This is a genomic window from Frigoribacterium sp. RIT-PI-h (assembly GCF_001297205.1).
Taxonomy (GTDB): domain Bacteria; phylum Actinomycetota; class Actinomycetes; order Actinomycetales; family Microbacteriaceae; genus Frigoribacterium.
This window is the reverse complement of record NZ_LHOZ01000063.1, coordinates 17,699-41,183: the sequence shown is the minus strand read 5'-3', so window position 1 is coordinate 41,183 and position 23,485 is coordinate 17,699. Positions and strand designations below refer to the sequence as shown.

General features: G+C 73.7%; 21 protein-coding genes and 2 pseudogenes. 10 read left to right on the top strand and 13 right to left on the bottom strand.

The window, feature by feature from the left end:
- The 3 genes from AEQ27_RS06690 to AEQ27_RS06680 form a co-directional block, all read right to left on the bottom strand.
- Positions 1–828: ABC transporter permease subunit (locus tag AEQ27_RS06690; protein WP_082383309.1), on the bottom strand; the 828-nt coding region annotated here is incomplete at its 3' end.
- Positions 825–1,805 carry an ABC transporter permease subunit gene (locus AEQ27_RS06685; RefSeq protein WP_152970220.1) on the bottom strand — a complete coding sequence of 327 codons (981 nt, stop codon included), beginning with the start codon at positions 1,803–1,805 and terminating at the stop codon, positions 825–827. The genes AEQ27_RS06690 and AEQ27_RS06685, both read right to left, overlap by 4 nt.
- Complete coding sequence (locus AEQ27_RS06680; protein WP_054145944.1) at positions 1,805–2,947, bottom strand: ABC transporter substrate-binding protein; 1,143 nt, start codon at positions 2,945–2,947, stop codon at positions 1,805–1,807. Before AEQ27_RS06680 ends, AEQ27_RS06685 begins: the two co-directional genes overlap by 1 nt.
- A gap of 284 nt (positions 2,948–3,231) precedes the next feature.
- On the opposite strand from AEQ27_RS06680, the gene AEQ27_RS06675 reads away from it, so the two are divergent.
- On the top strand, positions 3,232–3,750 hold the full coding sequence (locus AEQ27_RS06675; RefSeq protein ID WP_161805502.1) for an NYN domain-containing protein: 519 nt from the start codon (positions 3,232–3,234) through the stop codon (positions 3,748–3,750).
- 203 nt (positions 3,751–3,953) lie between these two features.
- Here AEQ27_RS06675 and bla read toward each other — a convergent pair whose 3' ends face one another.
- Positions 3,954–4,907 (bottom strand): class A beta-lactamase, encoded by a 954-nt coding sequence (gene bla / locus AEQ27_RS06670; protein ID WP_054145942.1) that lies wholly within the window; start codon positions 4,905–4,907, stop codon positions 3,954–3,956.
- Positions 4,908–4,978: 71 nt separating this feature from the next.
- Positions 4,979–5,458 (bottom strand): hypothetical protein, encoded by a 480-nt coding sequence (locus AEQ27_RS06665; RefSeq protein ID WP_054145941.1) that lies wholly within the window; start codon positions 5,456–5,458, stop codon positions 4,979–4,981.
- Between the two features lie 128 nt (positions 5,459–5,586).
- Here AEQ27_RS06665 and AEQ27_RS06660 point away from each other — a divergent pair, with 128 nt between their 5' ends.
- The 3 genes from AEQ27_RS06660 to AEQ27_RS06650 are packed head-to-tail and all read left to right on the top strand — an operon-like array spanning position 5,587 to position 9,778.
- On the top strand, positions 5,587–6,552 hold the full coding sequence (locus AEQ27_RS06660; RefSeq protein ID WP_304437574.1) for an ABC transporter ATP-binding protein: 966 nt from the start codon (positions 5,587–5,589) through the stop codon (positions 6,550–6,552).
- Between the two features lie 14 nt (positions 6,553–6,566).
- Complete coding sequence (locus AEQ27_RS06655; RefSeq protein WP_304437573.1) at positions 6,567–7,616, top strand: iron-siderophore ABC transporter substrate-binding protein; 1,050 nt, start codon at positions 6,567–6,569, stop codon at positions 7,614–7,616.
- An 8-nt stretch (positions 7,617–7,624) separates the two neighbouring features.
- Positions 7,625–9,778 (top strand): iron ABC transporter permease, encoded by a 2,154-nt coding sequence (locus tag AEQ27_RS06650; RefSeq protein ID WP_082383308.1) that lies wholly within the window; start codon positions 7,625–7,627, stop codon positions 9,776–9,778.
- A gap of 126 nt (positions 9,779–9,904) precedes the next feature.
- Here the strand turns inward: AEQ27_RS06650 and AEQ27_RS17745 are convergent, their stop codons facing one another.
- Genes AEQ27_RS17745 through AEQ27_RS06635 form a run of 3 tightly spaced genes read right to left on the bottom strand, consistent with a single transcriptional unit; the run spans position 9,905 to position 14,825 of the window.
- Positions 9,905–10,381 carry a DUF2809 domain-containing protein gene (locus AEQ27_RS17745; RefSeq protein WP_161805501.1) on the bottom strand — a complete coding sequence of 159 codons (477 nt, stop codon included), beginning with the start codon at positions 10,379–10,381 and terminating at the stop codon, positions 9,905–9,907.
- Positions 10,378–13,455 (bottom strand): GMC oxidoreductase, encoded by a 3,078-nt coding sequence (locus AEQ27_RS18055; protein WP_200908333.1) that lies wholly within the window; start codon positions 13,453–13,455, stop codon positions 10,378–10,380. The genes AEQ27_RS17745 and AEQ27_RS18055 overlap by 4 nt, the downstream gene beginning before the upstream one ends.
- Positions 13,452–14,825: an alpha/beta hydrolase gene (locus AEQ27_RS06635; protein WP_054145939.1), complete on the bottom strand. Its 1,374-nt coding sequence runs from the start codon at positions 14,823–14,825 to the stop codon at positions 13,452–13,454. Before AEQ27_RS06635 ends, AEQ27_RS18055 begins: the two co-directional genes overlap by 4 nt.
- A 240-nt stretch (positions 14,826–15,065) precedes the next feature.
- Here AEQ27_RS06635 and AEQ27_RS17740 point away from each other — a divergent pair, with 240 nt between their 5' ends.
- Complete coding sequence (locus tag AEQ27_RS17740; RefSeq protein WP_156155479.1) at positions 15,066–15,218, top strand: hypothetical protein; 153 nt, start codon at positions 15,066–15,068, stop codon at positions 15,216–15,218.
- Positions 15,219–15,238: 20 nt separating this feature from the next.
- On the top strand, positions 15,239–15,583 hold the full coding sequence (locus AEQ27_RS06630; RefSeq protein ID WP_054145938.1) for a ribonuclease E inhibitor RraB: 345 nt from the start codon (positions 15,239–15,241) through the stop codon (positions 15,581–15,583).
- Positions 15,584–15,616: 33 nt separating this feature from the next.
- Here the strand turns inward: AEQ27_RS06630 and AEQ27_RS06625 are convergent, their stop codons facing one another.
- The 5 genes and pseudogenes from AEQ27_RS06625 to AEQ27_RS18530 all read right to left on the bottom strand — a co-directional run.
- Complete coding sequence (locus AEQ27_RS06625; protein WP_054145937.1) at positions 15,617–16,450, bottom strand: SDR family NAD(P)-dependent oxidoreductase; 834 nt, start codon at positions 16,448–16,450, stop codon at positions 15,617–15,619.
- Between the two features lie 42 nt (positions 16,451–16,492).
- A complete protein-coding gene (locus tag AEQ27_RS06620) occupies positions 16,493–17,323 on the bottom strand; it encodes an ABC transporter ATP-binding protein (RefSeq protein ID WP_054145949.1) in 831 nt (276 codons plus the stop codon).
- Positions 17,324–17,400: 77 nt separating this feature from the next.
- Positions 17,401–18,267 (bottom strand): annotated as a pseudogene (locus tag AEQ27_RS18275) (FecCD family ABC transporter permease); the annotation flags it as partial.
- A gap of 226 nt (positions 18,268–18,493) precedes the next feature.
- Positions 18,494–18,610, bottom strand: a complete 117-nt coding sequence (locus AEQ27_RS18725) for a hypothetical protein (RefSeq protein ID WP_369813601.1) — start codon at positions 18,608–18,610, stop codon at positions 18,494–18,496.
- 128 nt (positions 18,611–18,738) lie between these two features.
- Positions 18,739–19,548 (bottom strand): annotated as a pseudogene (locus AEQ27_RS18530) (iron chelate uptake ABC transporter family permease subunit); the annotation flags it as partial.
- 128 nt (positions 19,549–19,676) lie between these two features.
- On the opposite strand from AEQ27_RS18530, the gene AEQ27_RS06610 reads away from it, so the two are divergent.
- The 4 genes from AEQ27_RS06610 (at position 19,677) to AEQ27_RS06595 (ending at position 23,480) form a co-directional block, all read left to right on the top strand.
- Positions 19,677–20,672 carry an iron-siderophore ABC transporter substrate-binding protein gene (locus AEQ27_RS06610; RefSeq protein ID WP_054145936.1) on the top strand — a complete coding sequence of 332 codons (996 nt, stop codon included), beginning with the start codon at positions 19,677–19,679 and terminating at the stop codon, positions 20,670–20,672.
- A gap of 98 nt (positions 20,673–20,770) precedes the next feature.
- A complete protein-coding gene (locus AEQ27_RS06605; RefSeq protein WP_054145935.1) occupies positions 20,771–21,130 on the top strand; it encodes a hypothetical protein in 360 nt (119 codons plus the stop codon).
- A gap of 70 nt (positions 21,131–21,200) precedes the next feature.
- Complete coding sequence (locus tag AEQ27_RS06600) at positions 21,201–22,553, top strand: alpha-amylase family glycosyl hydrolase (RefSeq protein ID WP_054145934.1); 1,353 nt, start codon at positions 21,201–21,203, stop codon at positions 22,551–22,553.
- A gap of 105 nt (positions 22,554–22,658) precedes the next feature.
- Complete coding sequence (locus tag AEQ27_RS06595; RefSeq protein WP_152970219.1) at positions 22,659–23,480, top strand: hypothetical protein; 822 nt, start codon at positions 22,659–22,661, stop codon at positions 23,478–23,480.
- Positions 23,481–23,485: the final 5 nt, after the last annotated feature.

The following is a 23,485-nucleotide window of genomic DNA, read 5'->3' as shown; positions in this document are numbered from 1 at the left end:
GATCGGGCGGGCGGCCCCGAGGGCTCCGACCCGGCCGATCACGAGCAGCAGCACGAAGGCGAAGGCCAGCGAGATCAGGGCGAGGATCACGGCGGCGTAGGGGTCGGAACGCGACACCTGCACCAGGGCGGTCTGCAGGTTCACGCGGTTGAGCAGCGAGGCGATGGTGAACTCGCCGAGCACCACGGCCACGGTGATGAACGCCGCCGCGAGCAGGCCCCGGCGCAGGCTCGGCACGACAACGAGGGCCATCGTGCGCGGCCAGCTCGAGCCGAGCGTGCGCGCGGCCTCGGTCAGCGTGCGGAGGTCGGTGGCCGCCAGGTCGGACTGGACCGCCCGGTAGGCGTAGGGCAACACCGTGACGCCGTAGGCGAGGGCCAGCGTCCAGGCGCCCGAGCCTGCCACCCGCGAGACGACCGAGTAGACCGGCGCGAGGCCGACCACGAGCACGATCGCCGGCACCGTGATCGGCACGAGGCAGACGAACTCCAGCGGCCGCACGAGGCGCGGGTAGCGCAGGTGCACGAGCACCATGGCCGGCACCAGCAGCACGAGCACGAGCAGTGCCGCGACGACGGCGAGCAGCAGCGAGTTCGTGACTCCCTCGACGAGGTTGCGGTACATCCGCTCGTTCTCGGGGTCGACGATCGCCAGCCAGTGGTCCAGGTCGTGACCCGTGCCGTCGGCGCTGCGCAGCGAGAACGCGACCATCGCCGCGATCGGCACCGCGAAGAGGGCTCCCACGACGACCAGGGCGGTGCGGCGCGCGACCGTGCCCGCGCCTCCTGCGCTCGTCGACCGCGGGGCGTTCGTCGTCCGCGCGCTCATCGCTGCCACCGCTCGGTGCGGCGCTGCAGCAGCGAGTAGCCGGTCATCAGCACGGCCATGACGACGACCATGCCGAGCGCGAGCGCGCCGGCGACGTTCTCGCGGCCGAGCACGGTCTCGCTGATGAGAGCGGCGCGGATCTGCAACGGCACGATCTGCGCGCCCTGGCTGATCAGGGCGGCGGCGGTCGCGTACGACGAGAAGGCGTTGGCGAAGAGCAGCAGCAGGCTGCCGACGAACGCCGGGGCGAGCACCGGGACGACCACGCGGACGAGGTGCTGCCACCGGGTGCCGCCGAGCGTGGCGACGGCCTCGCTCCACTGCGGGCGGAGGCCGCTGACGGCGGGCATGAAGGTGATCACCATCAGGGGTACCTGGAAGTAGAGGTAGGGCAGCAGCAGCCCGGGCACCTGGTAGAACCAGACCCCGTCGGCGTAGAGGTCGACGCCGGCGACGTCGATCAGCAGCCGCGTGACGACGCCCTGGATGCCGATCGTCGCGATGAAGGCGAACGCCAGCCTGACGCCGCCGAACTGGGCGAGCACGCTCGACGCGGCGTCGATCGCGCTGCGGACGGCTCCGTCGGGGCGCAGCGAGGTGAGGCCCCAGCAGACGACGGCTCCGACGACGGCCCCCGCCACCGCGGTGACGGCCGAGACCGCGGCCGAGCTGGCGAAGGCCCGCACGATCAGCGGGTCGCCGAGCGCCGCGAGGTTGTCGAGCGTGGGGGCGCCGTCGCCGTCGACGAAGCCCGTTCCGAGTGCGAGCAGGCACGGCACGATCAGGAAGAGGAGCACCCAGACGGCGAACGGGGTCAGCCCCCACCACGCCGCCGGACGGCGCCGACCCCGCGAGGGGCCGACGCCGTCGGAGGACGAGGACGAGGAGGCGCGGGTCGACAGGCCGCCGCCGCCCCCTTCGTGCGCCGACCGCACGTCGGCGGTCGTGTCCGCCGCGCGGGTCGACGTCGTCACCATCAGCCGATCGCCGTGGCCCAGGTGTCGGCCAGGACCTTCGAGGCGGCCTCGGTCTGCTCGGCCGTGAACTGCACGGTGTCGGCGGGCTGCTCGCCGACCTTCTCGAGGGCGTCCTGGTCGACGGTGCCGGCCTCGGTCATCGCCGCGAGGCGGACGGGGTAGGCGCCGGCCGCGAGGTACAGGTTCTGCGCGTCGTCGCTCATGACGTACTCCTGCCACAGGCGGGCTGCGGCGGGGGGCGGGGCGTCGACGTTGATCGCCTGGTTGTAGTAGCTGCCGAGCGCGGTGCCGGGCAGCACGGCCGTCTTCCAGTCGCGTCCGCCGGCGTCGGCCGCGGCGGCCAGGTTGTTGTAGCTCCAGTCGAAGACGACCGGGGTCTCGCCCGAGGCGATGGTCGCCGGGGTCGGGTCGGTGGGCAGGAAGTTGCCCGCGTCGGAGAGCTTCGAGAACCAGTCGACGCCCGTGCTGACGTCGTCGGCGCTGCCGCCGGACTGCAGCGCGGCCCACTCGACGGCCGCGGCGGCGGCACCGGCTTGGGTCGGGTCCCCGTTGATCGCGACCTTGCCCTCGTAGTCGCCACCGAGGAGGTCGTCGAGGCTCTCGGGGGCGGGCACGGCGTCGGCGTCGTAGCCGACCGACATCAGGCCCGTGTAGTCGTAGACCCACTTCCCGTCGGCGTCCTTGTGGTCGTCGGCGATGTCGTCCCAGGTCGACACCTTGTAGGGCGCGAACTGGTCGAGGTTGGCGAGGGCGACGGCCGAGCCGAGGTCGAAGACGTCGGGTGCGGTGTCCTGACCCTTCAGGTTCTGCGCGGCGGTGATCTCCTCGGCGCTCGAGACGTCGGGGCTGTCCGAGTTGACGGTGATGTCGTACTTCTCCTCGAACCCGTCGATGATCTTCCCGTAGTTCGCCCAGGTGTCGGGCAGGGCGATGACGTTGAGCTCGCCCTCGGCCTGGGCGGCGCTGACGAGGGCGTCCATGCCGCCGAAGGCCTCGGCGCTGGTGGCGGTGGCGGTGGCGGCGTCGGTGCCGTTCGCCGCGCCTCCTGCACTGTCGGCGTCGGCGCTCGCCGAGCAGCCGGTCAGGGCGAGGGCGGCGATGCTGAGGGTCGCTGCCGAGACGAGCAGGCGCTTGTCGATCATGCGGTGTGGGTCCTTCGGGTGCGGGGCCGGGGTTCGCCGGGGACGGCGACGGGGGACCGGGCGGCCCGCTGGGCACGCTAAGGAGGCGCGGCGACGTCCCGGGGGAGGCCGCGTGAACGCGGGGCGAACAGGTGGTGGCGGGGTGTGCGGCGGACGGTGTGCCCAACCAACTCGCGGACGAGCTGCGGATCGATGGCCCTGGGGGCACACCCGCGCCGTTCGGGCTCGTCCACTGGCTCGATCTCGCGACTCTGGCCGCGCGTCTTTTCCCACACAGGGACGTCGTGGGGGTCAAGTACTTCACGGCCAAGCTCAAACCGTTGACGAACAACCCCGGGATCGGCCAGAGGCAACAGATCTACTGGGAGGCCTTGCGAACGACGCGTGTCGAGATCATCGAGGGTTCGTTCCAGTTCAACAAGCAGTTCCTGCCCCTGCACCCCGAGCAGTTGGATGCCAGTGGCCGGGTGGTCACGGTCAGAGTGAAGCGGCCCGAAGAGAAGGGCAGCGATGTGGCGCTGGCCTCACATCTCTTGGTGGATGCGTTCGAGGGACGCGCCGACTCGTACGCCGTTGTGACGAACGACTCGGATCTCGTCCCTCCGGTCCACATGCTCAGTCAGAGGGGTGTCGCCGTGGCCCTTGTGTCTGTGGTGGGCTCGCAGTACAACAAGGCGTTCAGTGCAGCTGGCCTCGAATCGGTCCGGCAGATCCGCCGAGGCAGTCTTGCTGCTTCGCAGTTCCCTGCAGCAATCACGACCGGTACCGGACGGACGATCCGCAAGCCCAAGACGTGGTCTTAAAAAGTGCAGGCCCCCGATTTCTCGGGGGCCGCGCTCGGTAGTCGAAACATCCGAGTGGTTACGCATCGACTCTAGCCCGAGACGCCCGAGCTGTCCATGGCGTTCACACCGACGGTGCCGCAGGAGCGCACATCGAGAGTTCGCCCGTCCGGATGAGTCATCACCGACCACCTGCCCCCGCCCCCGACGCCTCCGGGGCCGCGTCAGCGGGCGGCGGCCGCGGCGGCGAGGGCGATGCGGGCGGCCTCGGCGACCAGGGCGTCGTCGTAGGTCGCGGCCGGGTCGTTGCGCGTGGTGAGGACCGAGATCACCACGGGGTCGCCCGACGGGGGGACCACGATCGCGACGTCGTTACGGATGCCGCCCGCGCCTCCGGACTTGTCGGCGACCTGCCAGCCGTCAGGGGCGCCGGCGCGGATCAGGGTGTCGCCGGTCGCGTTGCCCGACATCCACTCGAGCAGGGTGGCGCGGTCGTCGGCGGCGAGCCAGTCGCCGTCCGAGATGCGGGCGAGGGTGGCGGTGAAGGCGGCGGGCGTGGTCGTGTCAGCCGTGCTGTCCGGTGTGAGCGTGTTGAGCTCGGGTTCGCCGTGGACGACGTCGGTCACGTCGTCGCCCTGCGCGGCGAGGGCGGCGTCCAGCCCGGTCGGGCCGCCGAGCTCGGTGAGCACGAGGTTCAGCGCCGTGTTGTCGCTCTGCCGCACGGCCGCCTCGGCGAGCTGCCGCAGCGGGAGCCCGTCGGCGACGTGCTGACCGGTCAGCGGCGAGTAGCCGGCGGCGTCGACCTCGGCCTGGGTCCAGGTGACGACGCGGTCGAGGTCGGCGTCGTCGGTCGCGTCGAGCGGGGCCGCCGCGGCGAACGCCTTGAGGCTCGACGCGTAGCCGAAGCGCTCGTCGGCACGGTGGTCGAGGGTCGCGCCCGAGCCGGTGTCGAGCACGGAGAGCCCGACGCGCGCGTCGTACCGGGTCTCGAGGTCGGCCAGTGCGGACTCGACCTCGGGGGTCGCGAGGTCGGGCGCGGCGACCGGGCTGGGCAAGGGCACCGGGGTGGCGGTCGGGCTCGGGGCGGGGGCCGACGCCCCGGGCGTCGAGCAGGCGGCGAGGCCGAGGCCCAGGGTGGCGGCGATCGCGAGGGAGGCCGAGAGGGCGCGGGAGGACATGCGGCTCGTTTCGTCGTCGGGCGGAGGAGCGGTCACCACGATAGGCGAGACCTCTGTCGGCCCCGCGGGCGTCACGACACGACGGGATGTCCCTCCACACCTTCCGAGCGGTGGTGCTTCCAGTGCCGGTGCAGCCGGAGCAGCGCCCTGGTCGGCTCGGCCGACACCAGCGGCGCGAACGGCCCCGACACCCAGAACGCCGTCAGGGGAGTGGCGCGCCAGGGCAGACGAGGGCTCGTCCAGGTGATCCAGGGCAGGGTGCCCACCGATTCCGGCCCGGGCATCCGGCGGACGGCGTCGAGCGGGATGCGTCGGTTGCGGAAGAGTCCTCGGACGACGAACGCCTGCGGCTCGCATGAGACGCCGAGCGAGAGAGAGCGCATCACGAGGACTGCTCCCGCGACGAGACCGACCGCGGCGATGGCGACCACGAAGCCGACGTCCGCAGGGCCCTCGTATCCCGAGGCTCCTGCGAGGACCCCGAAGCCGGCGACGATGACGCCGAGAAGGGTGTTGCTGTATCGGATGAAGCGCGAGGCGGGGACGAACACCGCTGAATCCTGTCCCATCGAGCGCCTCACCCGGAAGCCCCGCTCCGAGGGGACCGGGAGGCGCTTGTCGGCTCGACGTCGAGAGGCCGGGTTGCGGCTACGGGGTGAGGTTAGGCTAACCTAAGCACGTGACCACCGACCTGCCCCTCGCGGCCACCGCATCCTCCTCGGCCGCCCTCCGCGCCGACGACGTCTCGGTCGCCTACGACGGCGTCGACGTCGTCCGCGGGGCCCGCCTCGAGCTGCGGCCCGGCTGCGTCACCGCCCTCGTCGGCCCGAACGGCAGCGGCAAGTCGACCCTGTTGCGCACCCTCGCCCGACTGCAGAAGCCGCGCACGGGCTCGCTGACCCTCGCCGCGCCTCCTGAAGGGGGCGAGTGGTCCGAGAACGTCGTTCGCGCCTCGGGGAAGGACGATTCGCGACCACTCGACCGGCCCGACGCGCGCGAGAACACGGGCACGGGCACGGGCGAGGACGTCGACGCGTTCGAGCTGTCGTTGCGGCAGTTCGCGCAGCGCGTCGCGTTGCTGACGCAGGGGCGCCCGACCCCCGGCGGCCTCAGCGTGCGCGACGTCGTCGAGTTCGGCCGCTACCCGCACCGCGGCCGCTGGGGACGCTCCGACCCCGACGGCCCGGCCGCCGTCGACCGGGCTCTCGAGCTCACCGGCGTGGCCGACCTCGCCGACCGCGGCGTGGACCAGCTATCGGGCGGGCAGCTGCAGCGCGTCTGGCTCGCCAGCTGCCTCGCGCAGGACACGGGGGTGCTGCTGCTCGACGAGCCCACCACCTACCTCGACCTGCGCTACCAGGTCGAACTGCTCGACCTGGTCCGTGACCTGGCCGACTCGGGCCGCATCGCGGTCGGAGTCGTCCTGCACGACCTCGACCAGGCCGCCGCGCTCGCCGGCCGCATCGTCGTGCTGAGCGAGGGCCGCATCGTCGCCGAGGGCGACCCCGGGGACGTGCTGACACCGCGCCTCCTGACCGACGTCTGGGGCATCCGCATCGACGTCGACACCGACCCCACCACCGGCCACCTGCGCACCCGCGCGATCGGCCGACACCACACCCGGGCCGAGACGCCCGTCCGATGAGAGAGACACCACCCGTGACCCAGCGCCCCCAGACGACGCCCCGCCACACCCCGAGCTCCGGCGGGCCCGCCCGCCGCCCCGTGCGCCGACTGCTGACGGTCACCGCCGTCGCGGCCGCCGCGGCCCTGACCCTGGCCGGCTGCGGCACCACCGAGTCGGCCGATGCCGGTCCGACCTCGGGCAGCGGTGAGCAGATCACCCTGACCGACGGCACGGGGGCCGAGATCCCCCTCGACGGCCCGGCGTCCCAGGTCGTCGGCACCGAGTGGAACGTCGTCGAGGACCTCGTCGCCCTCGGCGTCGAGCCCGTGGGCGTCGCCGACGTCAAGGGATACAACGAGTGGGACGCGGCCGTGCCGCTGACCAACGAGCCGACCGACATCGGCACCCGCGGCGAGCCGAGCCTCGACACCGTCGCGTCACTCGCGCCCGACCTGATCGTCGCGACCGACGGCCTCAGCGCCGACGCCGTCGAGCAGCTGAAGGAGATCGCTCCCGTGCTGCAGGTCACCTCGGCCGACGCCTCGCGCCAGATCGAGCACAGCATGGACAACCTCGACCTCATCGCCAAGGCGACCGGCACCGAGGACAAGGCGACCGAGGTGAAGAAGGAGTTCACCGACGCCGTCGAGTCGGGCAAGCAGGCCCTCGCCGACGCCGGCCTCGCCGGCACGCCGTTCGCCTTCGCCGACGGGTACGTCGACGCCGGCCAGGTCAGCATCCGGCCCTACGCCAAGGGCTCGCTCGTCGCCGACGTCACCGAAGAGCTGGGTCTGACCAACGCCTGGACCGTCGAGGGCGACGAGGCGTACGGCCTCGCCACGACCGACGTCGAAGGCCTCACGCAGCTGCCCGCCGACGTGCAGTTCCTCTACATCGACAACACGGCCGCCGGTGCCGACGACCCGTTCGCGGTGTCGCTCGCCTCGAACGCCGTCTGGACGTCGCTGCCGTTCGTGCAGTCCGGTGACGTGCCCCGCCTCGCCGACGGCGTCTGGATGTTCGGTGGCCCGGCCGCGATGACCGCCTACGTCGACTCGCTGGTGTCGACGCTGACGAAGTAACCGGCCCCGTGAGCACGCCCGTCACCCCCCCCGACCCCGCGCCGTCCCGGCTCGACGAGCCCGCCGCCGGGCCCGACGAGCGGGCGCTGCGCGCGGCACGAGCCCAGGAGGCGCGGCTCGCCGCCCCCCGTCGGCTCACGCTCGGGTCGGTGGGCGTGACGGTCGCGCTGGTCGCCGTCGTCGTGGTGCTCGCCCTCGTGGACGTCACGCAGGGCACCGCCGACGTCGGCGCCCGGCAGGTCTGGCAGGCGCTGACCGGCACCGCGACGGCCGGTGACGCGTCCGTGGTGGTGGCCTCGCGCCTCCCGCGGATGGTCGCGGGCCTGCTGGTCGGCGTCGCCCTCGGCGCCGCCGGTGCGGCCCTGCAGCAGATGAGCCGCAACGTGCTCGCCTCGCCCGACACCCTCGCCGTGAACGCCGGGGCCTACGTCGCGCTCGCGCTCGCCGCCGTCACCGGGCTGAGCCTGCCCCTGCTCGCGTCGTCCGGCGTCGCTTTCGTCGGTGGGCTGCTCGCCGCGGGGCTCGTGCTCGCCGTGTCCGGGCTCGGAGCGGGCACCGTGCGGCTCGTGCTCGCCGGCAGCGCCCTCGCCCTCGGCCTCGCCTCGGTGACCAGTGCCCTCCTGCTGCTCTTCCCGCAGCAGACCGCCGGGCTCTACGCCTGGGGCCAGGGCAGCATCTCGCAGAACGGCTTCGACGGCGTCGTGCAGCTCGCCCCGGTGATCGTCGTCGGGCTGCTGGTGCTCGTCGCGGTGAACCTCCGCGTGGACGCCCTCGCCCTCGGGGACGACGCCGCCCGCAGCGTCGGCGTCGACGTCCGCACCACCCGCGTGGTGACCGTCCTCGCCGCCGTGCTGCTCTCGGCCGCCGCCGTCACCCTCGCGGGGCCGATCGGTTTCGTCGGCCTCTGCGCCCCCGCCCTCGTCCGGCTGCTGCGTCGGGCCGTGCCCGCCGTCCGTCGCTTCCTCGTCTTCCTGCCCCTCGCGGCTCTGGCCGGCGCCGCCCTCGTGCTCGGCGCCGACGTGCTGCTGCGCGCCCTGGTCGGTGCTGAGACGTCGGTCCAGGTGCCCACCGGCGTGGTGACCTCGCTGCTCGGGGCGGTCGTCCTCGTCGTGCTGGCCTTCCGGGCCCGCGACCACGGCGGCGTCACCCCGACCGACCGGCACCCCGTCGTCTCGCGCCTGCGTTTCGTGGTCGTCCTCGTGGTCGTGCTCGCCGCCCTCGTCGCCGTCGTGCTCGGCTCGGTGCTGCTCGGCGACGCCAAGCTGTTGCTCGGCGACGTCGCCAACTGGGTGACCGGTCGGTCCGGCCGCGTCGTCACCTACGTGCTCGACACGCGCGTGCCGCGGGTCGCGGCCGCCCTGGCGGCGGGTGCGGCGTTGGCCCTCGCCGGCACGCTCGTGCAGGCCGTCACCCGCAACCCGCTCGCCGAGCCGGGCATCCTCGGCGTGACGGGCGGAGCCGGCCTCGGGGCCGTGCTGCTCGTCACCACCGTGCCGCTCGCGACGGGCTGGGGAATCGCGGGTGGGGCGTTCGCCGGGGCCGTCGCCGCGGCCGTGGTCGTGTTCGGCCTCGCCTCACGCGGAGGCTTCCCGCAGAACCGGCTCGTGCTGATCGGCATCGGCGTCTCGACGGCGACGGCGGCCGCGATCAGCCTGCTGATCGTCCTGACGGACCCGTTCAACGGCGCCAAGGCGCTCACCTGGCTGTCCGGCTCGACCTACGGCCGCACGCTCGACGACGCCCTGCCGGTGTCGCTGGTACTCGTGGCCGCCCTCGTCGTGGTCGTGCTGCTGCGTCGTCGCCTCGACCTGCTCGGGGTGGACGACGACACCCCGCGCCTCCTCGGGGTCTCGTTGTCGCGGTCGCGGCTGGTCTTCCTGGCGCTGGCGGTGCTGCTCACGGCGACGGCCGTGGCCGCCGTCGGCGTGGTCGGATTCGTCGGGCTCGTCGCCCCGCACGCCGCGCGTTCGCTGGTCGGACGGCGGCACGCGCGGGTGCTGCCCGTGGCCGTGCTGCTCGGTGCCGTGCTGGTCTGCGCCGCGGACGTGCTCGGCCGCACGCTGATCGCCCCGGCGCAGCTCGGCGCCGGCCTGCTGACCGCCGTCATCGGCACGCCGTACTTCGTCTGGCTGCTCTGGCGCGGGCGGGCCTCCGCGAGCTGAGGCCCCGGCCCTGGCTCTGGCGCGGGCCCTGGCTCTCGCGCCGGTCGAGTGGGCAGAAGACGTCCCTCGCGTCTCGACGAAGGACACTCCGCGCCCACTCGACCCGCGCCTCCCGGGGGGAGGGGGTCAGGAGGCGCGGCGCAGCACCCGGAGCAGCACCAGTCCCGAGACCCCACCGGCGAGGTACCCGAGCAGATCGGTCGCCGCGAACGTCGAGCCGAGCACCCAGGCCGCAGGCGGGAACGCGGCCGACGCGGCGGCGGGCAGCCCGGTCAGCTGCAGCAGCTCGACCCCGACCGAGGCGACCGTGGCGGCACCGGACACGATGACGGCGGGCAGGCGCGGGGCGACGAGCGCGAGCAGCAGGGCGAGCAGCACGGTGTAGAGGACCGAGCCGAGCAGGTCGCCCGCCAGCCCGGGCACGGCGAGCTTCGCGACGACGCCGAGCACGACCGTCGTGGCCGCCGCGACCGCCGTGACGGTTGTCGCGGTCCGCAGCCGTCGCGCACGCCCCGAGCGCGCGTCCCGCGGGTCGAGTGGTCGCGAACCGGCCCTCGTCACAGCAGGAGGGACGCTTCGCGACCACTCGACGGGCGGCGTCACGAGAGGCACCCGGTCTGGACGCCGAACGACAAGCCGTCGGCCGTGCCGCGGATGCTCGCCGACTCGATGCCGTCGGGACGGCCGGGTGGCGCGGACCAGTAGTCGCGGCCCATGGCCCGACCGGCCTGGTGGAACCCGTCGGCCGACCACCCGTCGATGACCGCGTCGAACGGGTCCTGCGCGTCGTCGTAGACGGTGAACACGGGCACGAGCACCGACCCGACCACTCGCGTGCCGAACTCGGTCTCGCACAGTTCGCGTCTGGTCTCGACCTCGGCCGGCACTCCCGTCGCCGCCACGGATGCCTCGACGTAGGCGCGCACGGCGGCCTCCTGTTCGGGCAGTTCGGCGAGCGGGCCCTCGTTGACGAACGGGTTCTCACCGACGTCGCCCGGCTGGGGCTCTGGACCGTCGTCGGGCTCGGGTGCGCCGAGGGGCAGGCCGACCCAGCCCGTCTCCGGGGTGGCCGCGTCCGGCCGCTGCACCGAGAAGCCCGTGCGGCGGGCGACCCCGGAGTCGGCCTGCTCGTCGACTGCACCCCGCAGGGTGGTGACCACGACGTCGGGGGCGTAGGTCGAGATGCGCAGCGACGGTCGCGTGCTCGCCGTGGCGTCGCCGGGGACGAAGGCGAGTTCGGTCACGCCGTCGAGGGCGAGGACGGCGTCGATCGTCGCGAGCATCGTCGGCGCCGGTGAGGTCGGGGTCAGGGCCACGGACGGGGCGACGGACGTCGTGGTCGCGGCCTGGCCGAGCCGCACCGTGAAGGGCGGGTCGGCCGTGCCGAGGTGGGGCTGGACGGCGGCCGCGGCGTCGGCGAACGATCGCCCGGATGCGACGACCCCCGTGAAGGCGTACCGCGTCGTGTCGATCGAGGCGAGGGCGCTCTCGACGCGCAGGGCACCGGCCAGCGCGACGCGGGTCTCCGACGTCGGATCGACGGTGACCGGGGCGAGGCCCGGGCCGCCGGGGACGTCGAGGTCGATGTCGAGGGTGGTACCCGTGACGCCGTCGCCCACCGCGTCGTCGACGAGGGTGGCGACAGCCAGGTCGGAGCCGTCCGCGGTGACGTCGACGTGGGCGTCCCAGGTGAACGGATCGTCCTTCGCGTCACGCTGCTGCAGGCGGGTCTCGACCGAGTCGATGCCGTCGACGGCCGCGATCCGATCGGCGAGCTCGGCCAGGGACTCCTCGGACCCCTCGGGCGGTGGTTCGGCGAAGAAGCACGACGTGAGGCCGCACGCGACGACGACGGTTGCCAGCGATGCCGCGATCGCCCGGTGCAGCGTTCGTGAGGCCATCTCTCGAGCGTACGAACCGGCCCGACGGGCCGCGTCCTCCTCGGGGACCACACCGTGCGCCGGGAGGACCATCCCGTCAGCCCACCGACGGACGTCCCCCGACGACGCGACCCGCGCCTCCTGGGCTGGGAGGCTCAGGAGGCGCGGCTCGCGTGATGCAGGGCAGGCCGCGTCGACGACGCGCGAGACGTCCGCGCCGACGCGCTCGCCGGCGACGGCGCCCGAGAGCCCGGCGCTCGCCAGGAAGCGGTCGGCGGTACGCAGGCCGAGCGCCATGATCGTCAGCGCGGGGTTGGCGACGACGGCGCTCGGGAAGACCGAGTTGTCGGCGATCCAGAGGTTCGGCACGTCGAAGCTGCGTCCGTCGGGGTCGACCACGGCCGTCGCCGGGTCGGTGCCCATGCGGCAGGTGCCGATCGTGTGCGCCGTGCGGGCCAGGACGCGGATGTCGCGCCCGCCGGCCGCCTCGACGATGGCCGTCATGGTCTCGACGGCGTGGTCGTCGATCGCCTTCTCGTTCTCGCCCGGCGTGAACGTGACGACGACCTTGGGCATGCCGAACTCGTCGACCTCGTCGGACAGCGTCAGGCGGTTCTGCCCGCCCGGCCGGCACTCGGCGTGGATGCCGACGCCCGCCATGAAGCGGTAGTCGTCGCGCGCCTTCACGAGGCCGGGGCCCCACAGGCCGGCGCCGCGGGCCAGGGTCGTGGCCAGCGTCAGGGGCATCGCGCCGAGGCTCTGGATCAGGTAGCCGCCGACGAAGTCGACGCCGTCGGGCCGCATCGTGTCTTCGGTGATGATCGACGACGGGTACCCGCGGTAGCCGCGCATCTCGGTGTCGAAGGTGCCCCAGACCTGCGTGGCGCCGTGGGCCATGAAGTTGCGGCCGACCTGGTCGCTGCTGTTCGCGATGCCGGCGTGGAGCAGCAGGCGCGGGGTCTCGACACCGCCCGCGCAGAGGAAGAGCGCGGCCGTGCGCTGGCGGTGCTCGACGCCGTCGCGGACGTAGACCACGGCCGACACCTCGCCGGCCTCGTCGAGCTCGATGCCCGTGACCATGGACTCGGGGCGGATCTCGGCCCCGTTCGCGACGGCCATCGGCAGGTAGCTCGTGTCCATGCTGACCTTGGCGCCGCTGCGGCACCCCTGGTGGCAGCTGCCGCAGCCGACGCACGCCGGGCGGGTGCCGACGTGCTCCTGGCGCCAGTCACGGCTGACCAGGGCGGCGGGGGCGTCGGTCGCCCGGATGCCCAGGGCCTCGCAGCCGCGGATCATCATGTCGCTCGACGCGTTGCGCGCGGGCGGCGGCATCAGGTACGAACGCGACGGGTCCCACGGGTAGTCGGCCGGGCCGGAGACGCCGACGAAGTGCTCGACCTCTTCGATGTAGTCGATCAGCTCGGCGTGGTCGACCGGCCAGTCCTCGCCCTTGCCGGTCAGCGACTTCAGCTTCAGGTCGCGCTCGTCGGGGCGGGGCGTGAACGCGCCCCAGTGCAGGGTGGAGCCGCCGACGCCCTTGCCGCTGTTGTTCTGGCCGAACGCGGTCGGGGTCTCGCCGCCGCTGAGGCGCTCGTCCATCCAGTTGATCTGGACGGCCTCGATCTCGTCCTGCGTGTACTCGTCGGGCTCGAAGTTGCGGCCCGCCTCGAGGGCGACGACCTTCAAGCCCTGCAGGGCGAGCTTCGCCAGGATCGGGGCACCACCGGCTCCGGTGCCGATGACGACCGCGTCGACGACCTCGGACTCGTCGTAGGTGCGTTGTCCGTCGAGCTTCATCGGGTGACCTCCATGGCTGGTTCCCAGCCTTCTCGTTGGCCGGCGCCGAGCCGGCTGAATCCTTGCAGGGCGCGACCGGCACGGCCGTTCGCGAAACCGTCGAAGCCGATGCGTTCCATCGTCGCGGGGTGGGCGGGCCAGGCCTTGACCAGGTCGACGCGGCAGTCCTCGAACCACGCGGTCAGCTGCTCCGCCGAGAAGGAGTCCGTCGCGGGTGCCTCGCCCGCGACGATGGGCGTGAGGTGCGCGTCTTGCTGCTCGGGCGTCAGGTCGCTGAAGTCGGCCAGGGCGTCGAGGCCCAGCGCGTAGGCCTCGGGGTCGGTCGGCAGGTCGGCGTTGCGCCAACCGTCGCCCTGGCCCGCGGCCAGCTGGGCGTCGACCCGGGCGGCGAGGTCGATCGAGTGGTCGGGGTCGTCCTGCGGCACGACGCGGGCGGCGACGGCGCGCAGCGTGGTCAGCTGGGCCTCGGTCAGCACCTGCGGCGCGTAGCGCGGGTCGTCGGCGACGGCTCGCTTCGCGAGGATGCCGCGGGTGTTCGAGGCGGTGCGGCTCGACGCGATGACGCGGGCGAAGTCGTCCGACAACACCGGAGTCCGCCCGGCGTCGTCGCGCCAGAAGTCGACGACGGCCGAAGCGACCTCGGCCGGACGCTCGAGCGGCAGCAGGTGGCCGGCCCCGTCGAGGGTCAGGTGCGTGGCGCGCGGGTAGACGGAGCCGTTGAGGCGACGCTGGGCGTCCTCGCCGAGCGGCCCGTCGGCGCCGCCGGCCACGATCAGGGCGGGCAGGTCGAGGGTGCCGACCTCGGCCGACCAGTCCTCGCGGCTGCCGCGGTCGAACCAGGCCGTCCACGCCTCGGGGGAGGTGCGGTGCAGGTCGGCGAGGGCCTGGTCGTCGAGCGCCGTGGGCAAGGGTGAGCCCACGTTGTCGTCGACGAAGGCGCGGGCCGTGTCGGGGCCGAGGGGCCCGTCGGCGGCCGCGGCGATCATCTGCTCGCGGTTCTGCTCGTCCATGGGTTCGGGAGACGGGGGCGAGGCCGCGAGCAGCACCACCCCGGCGAGGCCGAACAGCCCGCCCTGGCCGGCGAGCGTGCGGGCCGCGACGATCGAGGCGATCTTGCCGCCCATGCTGTGGCCGACGAGCAGCCAGCGGGTGGCGCCGTGCCGGCGGATCTGCCGGGTGACCTGGCGGACCATGTCGTCGACGGTCACGCCGTCGGCGGTGGTGGCGTCGCCGAAGCCGGGCAGGTCGAGGGCGACCACCTCGAAGTCGTCGCCGAGTGCGTCGGTGACGGGGCCGTACTCGAGTCGGCTCATGCCGAGGGCGTGCAGGCAGAACAGGGTCGGGCGGGTGGTGGTCGTGTCGCTGGTCACTCGGACTCCTCGGAGAAGACGTGGTGCCGGGCGACGTCCCCCGTCGCGCCGACGACCTCGACGCTACGTCCGGCCGCCGACATCGGGCCGAATGAGGGCGTGCGGTCCGTGCCGGTGGTACGACTGACTGCCCGAGGACGATGGTAGGGACGCTGGGAGGCGTACCCCGAGGAGGCGCGGGCGGCGGATGCTCAGGAGTCGCGCCTTGTGCGGGCCCCGCCACCCCGGGAGGATGGACGGATGGAAACCGTCATCATCGCCCTCATGGTCATCGGGTCGATCGTCGTCATCTTCGGCATCGTCTTCTTCTTGGTCGCGGCGGTGCTGCCCTCCCGTGCCCCGCGCGCCGACCGTCGCGGTCGCGGCGGACGCCCCGCCGCCCGCACCCGCTAGGCCGGGCCCGAGGTACGACGATGGACACGGGACTCGTCGTCCACCTCCAGCGCTGCGCGGCCCAGCTGGTGACCCGCCGCGAGCTCCGCGACCGGTTCGACCTCGCGCGGACGGTCACGCACTCCGCAGGCTTCCCGCGCCGCGCGGCTGCCGAACGGGCAGCAGGCGAGCTGCGCAGCTCGGGCTACGACGCCACGGTCACCCGGCACGGTCTGCTGGGGGCCGATCTGCGGGCCAGCCGTGAGGACGCGCTCGACGACGACCGCGCCGTGACCTTCACCCGCGAGGTGTTCGACGTCGTGCAGCGAGCCGGCGGTCGGTACGACGGCTGGAGCGCCGAGGTCGTCGCCGAAGCCCAGGCCTGAGCCGGCTGCCCCGCCTGTACCTCGCTTCCCGCTCTACGGGACGATCGCGTCGACGTAACCGCCGTCGACCCGCAGCGCCCCGCCCGTCGTCGCCGAGGCGAAGCGCGAGCTGAGGTAGACCACCATGTTCGCGATCTCCTCCGGCTCGATCAGGCGCTGGATGAGCGACTGCGGCCGGTGCTTCAGCATGAACTCGTGCTGGGCCTCGTCCCAGGGCAGGTCGTCGCCGACCAGCTCGCGGACGAACTCCTCGACGCCACCCGTGTGCGTCGGCCCGGCGATGACGCTGTTGACCGTCACGCCCGAGCCCGCCGCCGCCTTCGCGAAGCCCCGCGACACCCCGAGCAGCGCCGTCTTCGACACTCCGTAATGGATCATCTCGACCGGCGTCACGATCGCCGAGTCGCTCGCGATGTACTGCACCCTGCCCCAGCCGTGCTCCATCATGCCGGGCAGGTAGGCCCGCGTCAGCCGCACGGCCGAGAGCACGTTCGTCTCGAAGTAGCGCCGCCACTCGTCGTCGTCGATGCTCAACGCGTCGGCCGAGCCGAAGACGCCGAGGTTGTTCACCAGCACGTCGACCTCGGGGAAGGCCGCGACCGCCGCCCGGGCGCCCGCCTCGGTGGCCAGGTCGGCCGCGAGCGTGACGACCCGCGCCTCCTGGGCTTCGTGGTCGAGGGCCGCGAAGGCGGCGTCCTCGGCCAACGATGCGAGGAGGCGCGCTCGGGCCGCCCCCGTGGTCTCGGTCGAGCGTCCGTTCACGATGACGCGGGCCCCGGCGGCGGCGAGCCCCCGGGCGATCGCGAAGCCGATGCCCTGGGTCGATCCGGTGACGAGTGCGGTGGTGCCGTCGAGTTCGATCTTCATGGGTCCATCCTGCTCGCCGGCACCCCGGGTGCCTACCCGACCTCAGCGGCGGCGCGGCACGACCATGGGCGAACCGGTCACGGGATCCGGCACGACGACGCAGGGCAGGTCGAACACGTCGGTCACGAGCTGCTCGGTCAGCACCTCGGCCGGGGTGCCCGTCGCCACCACGTCGCCGTCGGCCATCACGATCAGGTCGGTCGCGTACCGCGCGGCCTGGTTGAGGTCGTGCAGCACCGCGACCACGGTCGTGCCCTGCCCGTGCAGCCGGGCGAACAGGTCGAGCAGGTCGTACTGGTGGGCGATGTCGAGGTAGGTCGTCGGCTCGTCGAGCAGCAGCACCGGGGTCTGCTGCGCGAGCGCCATCGCCACCCACACCCGCTGCCGCTGCCCGCCCGACAGTTCGTCGACGGGCACGTCGACCAGCTCGGTGAGGTCGGTCTCGGCCAGGGCCGCGTCGACGGCCTCGCGGTCGGTGCCGGTCCACTGCCGGAAGAGCCCCTGGTGCGGGTAGCGGCCGCGCGCGACGAGCTCGGCGACCGTGATGCCGTCGGGTGCGGTCGAGGTCTGCGGCAGCAGGCCGACGATGCGGGCCACCTCTTTCGCCGGCACGCCCGCGAGCTCGCGTCCGTCGAGCAGGACCGACCCCGACCGGGGCTTCAGGAGGCGCGCGAAGGCCCTCAGCAGGGTCGACTTCCCGCAGGCGTTCGGCCCGACGATGACCGTGAACGAGCCGTCGCGCACGTCGGCGTCGACGGCCTCGCTCACCGTGCGCCGGTCGTAGGCGAGGTGCGCTCCGCGGGCGACGAGGCGGGAGGAGCGGCTCCCGTCGGAGGCGCGGGCGGCGCCGGTCCCGTCGGGCGCACGGGTCACGTCGGGCGCACGGGTCACGTCGGGCGCACCGGGCGCACCGGTCACGTCGGGGGAGGGGGGGCGGGTGGCGTCGGCGTTCACGCGGACCTCCTGGATTCCGAGACGAGCAGCGTGATCAGGTAGACCCCGCCGATCACGAGGGTGACGAGGCCGACCGGCACCGGGTTGGCGGCCACGTGCTGGGCGACCAGGTCGGCGACGAGCAGCAGCACCCCGCCGACGAGCCCACCCGCGACGAGCGGCACCCCGGCCGAGCGCACCAGGCGGCGGGCGAGCTGCGGCGCGGCCAGGGCCACGAACGCGATCGGCCCGGTGCTGGCGGTCACGACGGCGGTCAGCGCGACGCCGACGACGACCAGCGCCAGGCGCGACCGTTCGGCGCTGAGGCCGTGCGACCGGGCGGCGTCGTCGCCGAGCTCGAGCTGACGCAGCGGCCGGGACAACCCCGTCACGAGCGGGGTCAGCACGACGAGCAGCACCAGCGCCGGGACGAGCTGCTGCCAGCCGACCAGCGCGAGCGAGCCCGCCCCCCAGAACGACGCGGTCAGCGCGACCTCGTTCTGGGCGCGCAGCAGGAGCCAGCTGTTGACGGAGTGCAGCAGGGCCGTGACACCGATGCCCACGATGATGAGCCGCAGTCCGTGCACGCCGCGGCGGTAGGCGAGCACGTAGACGACCAGGGCGGTGACGAGCCCGCCGATCAGGGCGCCGGCGGCCGTGCCGATCGTCGAGGCCGCCCCCGACACGATGACGACGATCGCCCCGGTGTAGGCGCCGGTCGAGAAGCCGATCACGTCGGGCGAGCCCAGCGGGTTGCGGGTCAGCGACTGGAAGATCGCGCCCGAGACGCCGAGCGCGGCGCCGAAGACGAGGGCCGCGAGGACGCGCGGCAGCCGCCAGTTCAGCACGATGGTCGACGCGAACCCGCCGCCGCCGAACAGGGCCCGCACGACCGCGGGGGGGCGGGGGGGGGGGCCGCCGGGGCCGGGGGCGACGCCCGCGACGACGACGCCCCCCACGCCCAGCACCGCGGCGCCGTGGGCCGCCGCCCGCCGGTCGAGCGCCACGAGCGCAGGAGGCGCGGGCCGACACCCGAGGACCCCGGCGTCGTCCGTGACCCCGACGTCGTCCCCCTGCCCGAAGTCGAGTGCGTGCCCTCGTCCGCCCGCGTCATGCGCCGCCCACCCGTCGGCGTCGGGCGATCGCGATGAGCACCGGTGCCCCGATCGCAGCCGTGACGAGCCCGGCGGCCAGCTCGCCCGGGGGCGCGACCACGCGACCGAGCACGTCCGCGAGGAGCAGCAACACGGGCCCGAGCACGGCCGAGAGCGCGGGGATCCAGGGCTGGCTGGGGCCGCGACGCCGCGGGCGGCGTGCGCGACCATGAGCCCCACGAACGCGACGGGCCCGACCACCGCGGTCGCGCCTCCGGCCAGCAGGGTGACGACGACCAACGAGACGACGCGGACGGCGGGCACCGAGCCGCCGCCCGGCGCGGCGTGCTCGCCGCCGAGCGCGACGGCGCCGAGCGGGCGCGGGGCGATCAGGGCGACGACGACCCCGGCCGCGACGAAGGGCAGCACGGTGACCACGGGCTCCCAGCCGCGGTCGGCGAGCGAGCCGACCTCCCACGCGCGGACAGCGTCGAAGCGGCGGGGATCGGCCAGGACGATCGACGAGGGGATGCCCGCGGGCACCGAGCCGAGCGCGGGGCGGGGGAGGGGCGGGCGGGGGGGCCCGCCGCCGCCTCGGCCGGCGCCGCCGATCAGCGCGACGGCGACCGGCGCGACACCGGCGCCGACGAACGAGAACCAGGCCCAGCCGCTCGCCGAGGTGACCCCGGCGAAGCCGACCGCGAGGGCGACGGCGAAGGCGCTGCCCGAGGTGACGCCCAGGATGCCCGGGTCGGCCAGAGGGTTGCGCGTCACGGCCTGCACGACGGCGCCGGCGACCCCGAGCCCGGCCCCGGCCACGATCGCGGCGACCGTACGCGGCAGCCGGAGGTCGAGCACGGCCGTGGCGTCGGCCGTGTCACGGCCCGCGGCCCCGGTGAGGCTGCGCAGCACCTCGTCGAGGGCGACCGGCCGCGCGCCGACGGCCAGGCCCAGCACGACGGCGAGGGCCAGCAGGGCCAGGGCGGCCAGGAGGGCGAGGAGGCGCGTGCGGATGCGCCGCGAGCCTCGCGTCGGTCGCGGGGCACGGCCGACCGTGAGCGCTCGGGGCATCGCCATGATGATTAGCTTAGGCTACCCTCACTTGGAGTCCTGCCGGGCGGCGTCCGCCGGGACACCCGGCACCCGACCTCCCGCCCGACACCACGTCTCCGCACCGACGTCACAGCCCTGAGGAACACATGCGCAAGTCACTCTCGATCGCCGCCGCCGTCGCGGTCGCCACCCTCGCCCTGGCCGGTTGCTCGGCCGACACCGACTCCGACGACGCCGCCAGCGGCGCCTCGGGCGGGTCGGGAGCGTTCCCCGTCTCGATCGACACGAAGTTCGGCGAGGTCACCGTCGAGAAGAAGCCGACGCGCGTCGTCGCGTTGGGCTGGGGCGACGCCGAGGCGGCGCTCGCGCTGGGCGTGCAGCCCGTCGGGGCGTCGGACTGGCTGGCCTTCGGCGACGAGGCCGACGGCGTCGGCCCCTGGGCGCAGGGTCTCTACGACCAGGCCCCCGAGATCATCGGCACCCTGGAGCCCTCGTACGAGGCGATCGCGGCCCCCGAGCCCGACGTGATCCTCGACACGAGGAGCGCGGGCGACCGGGTGCGCTACGACCGCCTGTCGAGCATCGCCCCGACGGTCGGCGTGCCCGAGGGCGGCGACAGCTACCTGACCGACTTCGACGACCAGATGGAGCTCGTGTCGAAGGCGCTGGGCGAAGAGGCGAAGGGCGAGCAGCTCGTCGACGAGAACGAGAAGGCCGTCGAGGCCGTCGCCGCCGCCCACCCCGAGTGGGAGGGCAAGACGATCACCGCCGCCACGAAGACCAGCGAGGGCTGGGGCGCCTACGTCGAGGACAGCGAGCGGGTCGACCAGCTCGAGGCGCTCGGCTTCGAGCAGAACCCCGCCATCTCGGCGTCGAAGCCGAACGCCGGCGGCTTCTCGGTGTCGATCTCGAGCGAGCAGCTCGACCAGATCGACGCCGACGTCATCGTGGCGTTCCCGATCTACATCGACACGACCGAGATCACCGACGACCCGCAGTGGAAGGCCCTGTCGGCCGTGCAGGACGGCCACGCGGTCGTCATCGACGGCGACGTCGCCGCCGCGTACTCGCTCGGTTCGGCCCTGTCGCGCCAGTACGCGCTGGAGAAGCTGGTGCCGCTGCTCGAGGGCGCCACGAAGTAGTCGCCGCGCCCCCTCCGCGCTGCGCCGATCCGGCCCGCACACCCCTTCCGAGCCGGGGCGTGCGGGCCGGATCGCTGCAGAGGGTGAAAGATGTTCTGGTGACCCACGAGCTGCACGACCTGATGACCCCCGAGAAGAACGTCCAACGCATCATGTGGACCGGCACGATCTGGTTCGTCGCCGCGGTCGGCAGCGTGGCGGTGGCCCTGGGGTTGCTGCTCTCGTCCGGCTGGCGTCCGGCGGTGCTCTCGGCCGGTGTGGCCACCCTGTTCTGGGTCGGTGCCGCGCTCGTCGCCCTGAGCGTCGGCCTGATCGGCTGGTCGGGCTGCCCGATCCTCGAGGTCGACGTCCCCACGGCCGACCGCAACAAGACCCGCACGATGCAGGCCGGCACGATGCTCTTCATCGTCGGCGGTGCCGCCGCGCTGCTCGCCGTCCTCCTCGGCCCCGCGAGCTGAGCCCTGCGAGCTGAGCCCTGCGAGTCGAGCGGGGGACACCTCACGAGCGCCCCTCACTAGGGTGGCGCGAATGAGCGAACACGAGCCCACGACGACGGCCACCGCCGTGCCGGGCCCCGACTGGACCGAGCACGTCGTGTGGTGGCACGTGTACCCCCTGGGATTCGTCGGGGCGGACACGACGGGAGCGGACCGCTCGCCGGCACCGCGCCTCCTCGATCTCGTGCCGTGGCTCGACCACCTGCTGGCGCTCGGCGCCAACGGGCTCGCCCTCGGGCCGGTCTTCGCGTCGTCGACCCACGGCTACGACACGATCGACTGGTTCACGGTCGACCCGCGCCTCGGCACCGAGGCCGACCTCGTCACGCTGATCGAGGCCGCCCACGCGAAGGGCGTCAAGGTCATGCTCGACGGCGTCTTCAACCACGTCGGCCCCGAGTTCCCCGCGCTGGTCGAGGCCCGTCGCGACCCCGACTCCCGTGAAGCCTCGCTGTTCCGACGCGAGGCCGACGGCAGCCTGGGCACCTTCGAGGGCCACGACGGGCTGATCGCCCTCGACCACTCGTCGCCCGAGGTGGCCCGCACGGTGACCGACGTGCTGACGTACTGGGCCGACCGCGGCGCCGACGCCTGGCGCCTCGACGCCGCCTACTCGGTGCCCTCGGAGTTCTGGGCGACCGTGCTGCCCCCGCTGCGTGAGCGGCACCCCGACGTGTACGTCGTCGGCGAGGTGCTGCACGGCGACTACGCCGCGGCCGTCCGCGACGGAGGCCTCGACTCGGTCACCCAGTACGAACTGTGGCAGGGCGTCTGGCACGCCCTGGCCGAGGTCAACCTGTTCGAGCTCGAGTGGGCGCTGCAGCGTCACGACGGCTTCCTCGACGACTTCGTGCCGCTGACCTTCGTGGGCAACCACGACGTCACGCGCATCGCCAGCCAGATCGACGACGAGCGCCACCACGACCACGCGATCGTGCTGCTCTTCACCCTCGGCGGCACCCCGTCGGTGTACTACGGCGACGAGTTCGGCCTGCGGGCCGTCAAGGAGGCGCGGGTCGGCGGCGACGACGCCGTGCGTCCCGCGTTCCCCTCGACGCCTGCCGAGGTCCCGGGTGCCGGCGTGCCGGACGCCCTCCCCGAGGTCCTCGCCCTGCACCAGGAACTGATCGGCGTGCGACGTCGGCACCCGTGGTTGCACACCGCCCGCAGCCGCACCGTGTCGGTCGCGAACGAGTCGCTCGTGCTCGAGGTGCGCGGGGCCTCGTCCGACCAGGCGCTCGTCGTCGCGCTCAACCTCGGCGACGACGAGCTGCGCGTGGCGGATCCCGCCCCGGGCGAGTGGCTGGCCGGCCGGGACGCCGGCCTCGACGGCGACGTGTTGTCGGTGGGGCCGCACGGCTGGGCGGTCGTCGCGCGCGCCTGACCCGGCCCGCGCCTCCTGGGGTCGCCGGTCGAGGCCGTCCGCCGCGCGTGGGCATCCCCTGGGAGTCGCGACGGGCCCGCCCGAGCCCTCGCTACCGTGCCACGCATGGCAAAGACACGAGAGCTACTCATGACCTCGACCCTCGCCGTCGGTGCGCTGGTCGCCGCCACCGGGTGCACCTCCGACCCCGCCGTCACGGCTCCGACCGCGGCGGGCACGGGCTCGCCGAGTGCCACCGCGACCGCCACCGTCCCGGCCGACGCGCAGCAGGCCTCGGCCGAGCAGGCGATCGTCGTCCGCTACCTCGACGCGATCGCCGACGGTGACACGGCGGCCGCCTGGGCTCTGCTCAGCCCCGAGGCGCAGCAGTTCTACGGCACCGAGCAGACCTTCGCCTCGTCCTCGCCGAGCGACGGGACGGTGACACCCGACGAGGCGGCCGTCCTGAGCGATGCCGACCTCGAGGCCGCCGAGGGTCCCGAGGGCGCCTTCACCCTCGTGAGCGCCACGACCGACGACCTCGCCGACGCCTGGGTCGTGCGCGAGACCTCCGACGGCCTCCGCGTCGACGACGCGGGCGTGCCGCCGACCGGCGACTCCCTCTACGAGTGGACCAACCCGGCGACAGGCGCCGAGGACCAGACCGCAGGAGGCGCGGCGTACGACACCATGGTCCTCGCGTCGATCTCCTTCGCCAGCCCGCAGAGCCAGGACCAGACCGAGCCGAGCGTCGTCGGCTACCCCGACACCCTGTGGGTGTTCCGCGACGGGCAGCAGCGGCCGTCGATCGAGGCCGTCTCGGCCGGTTCGGGCAAGCGCTTCACGACCGAGAGCGGCGAGTCGAGCGGGGCCGGCCGCGGCCTCACCGTCGTGTGGCAGACGGGTGCCGACTCGCTCGGCTGGCGCAGCAGCACCGTCGTGCTCTGAGGTCG

Bases quoted from the DNA above. Each gene is read 5' to 3' on its own strand.
- AEQ27_RS06625 (WP_054145937.1), bottom strand. From the start codon at position 16,450: ATGAAGATCGAACTCGACGGCACCACCGCACTCGTCACCGGATCGACC.
- AEQ27_RS06685 (WP_152970220.1), bottom strand. From the start codon at position 1,805: ATGGTGACGACGTCGACCCGCGCGGCGGACACGACCGCCGACGTGCGG.
- AEQ27_RS18055 (WP_200908333.1), bottom strand. From the start codon at position 13,455: ATGAAGCTCGACGGACAACGCACCTACGACGAGTCCGAGGTCGTCGAC.
- AEQ27_RS06610 (WP_054145936.1), top strand. From the start codon at position 19,677: ATGCGCAAGTCACTCTCGATCGCCGCCGCCGTCGCGGTCGCCACCCTC.
- bla (WP_054145942.1), bottom strand. From the start codon at position 4,907: ATGTCCTCCCGCGCCCTCTCGGCCTCCCTCGCGATCGCCGCCACCCTG.
- AEQ27_RS06600 (WP_054145934.1), top strand. From the start codon at position 21,201: ATGAGCGAACACGAGCCCACGACGACGGCCACCGCCGTGCCGGGCCCC.
- AEQ27_RS06680 (WP_054145944.1), bottom strand. From the start codon at position 2,947: ATGATCGACAAGCGCCTGCTCGTCTCGGCAGCGACCCTCAGCATCGCC.
- AEQ27_RS06595 (WP_152970219.1), top strand. From the start codon at position 22,659: ATGGCAAAGACACGAGAGCTACTCATGACCTCGACCCTCGCCGTCGGT.
- AEQ27_RS17740 (WP_156155479.1), top strand. From the start codon at position 15,066: ATGGAAACCGTCATCATCGCCCTCATGGTCATCGGGTCGATCGTCGTC.
- AEQ27_RS06630 (WP_054145938.1), top strand. From the start codon at position 15,239: ATGGACACGGGACTCGTCGTCCACCTCCAGCGCTGCGCGGCCCAGCTG.